At 66.8% G+C, this 587-nt stretch carries 1 protein-coding gene; it reads left to right on the forward strand.

Annotation, left to right across the window (positions count from 1 at the left end; genetic code table 11):
- Positions 1–587 (forward strand): aldehyde dehydrogenase family protein (locus J5M58_RS25930; RefSeq protein ID WP_207880174.1); only part of this gene is annotated, 587 nt, incomplete at both ends.

Consider the following 587-nt stretch of genomic DNA (forward strand, 5'->3'; position numbering starts at 1 on the left):
GTGTCGTTTACGGGCGGCACGGTGACGGGCAAGCGGATCATGGAGCGCGCGGGCCTGAAGAAATACTCGATGGAGCTGGGCGGCAAGTCGCCCGTGCTGATCTTCGACGACGCCGATTTCGACCGCGCGCTCGACGCGTCGCTCTTCACGATCTTCTCGATCAACGGCGAGCGCTGCACCGCGGGCTCGCGGATCTTCGTGCAGCGCACGATCTACGACAGGTTCGTCGCGGAGTTCGCGCGGCGCGCGAACAACCTGATCGTCGGCGATCCGGCCGACGAGAGCACGCAGGTGGGCTCGATGATCACGCGCGCGCACTGGGAAAAAGTGACGGGCTATGTCCGGCTCGGCGTCGAGGAGGGCGCGCGGCTCGTGGCCGGCGGCCCGGACAAGCCGGCGAATCTCCCCGCGCATCTCGCGAACGGCAATTTCGTGCGGCCGAGCGTGTTCGCCGACGTCGACAACCGGATGCGGATCGCGCAGGAAGAGATCTTCGGGCCGGTCGTGTGCCTGATTCCGTTCGACGGCGAGGAACACGGGCTGCGTCTTGCCAACGACACGGCCTACGGTCTCGCGTCGTACCTGTG

This window comes from Pseudomonas sp. 32_A (genome assembly GCF_017490905.1).
Lineage (GTDB): Bacteria > Pseudomonadota > Gammaproteobacteria > Pseudomonadales > Pseudomonadaceae > Aquipseudomonas > Aquipseudomonas inefficax.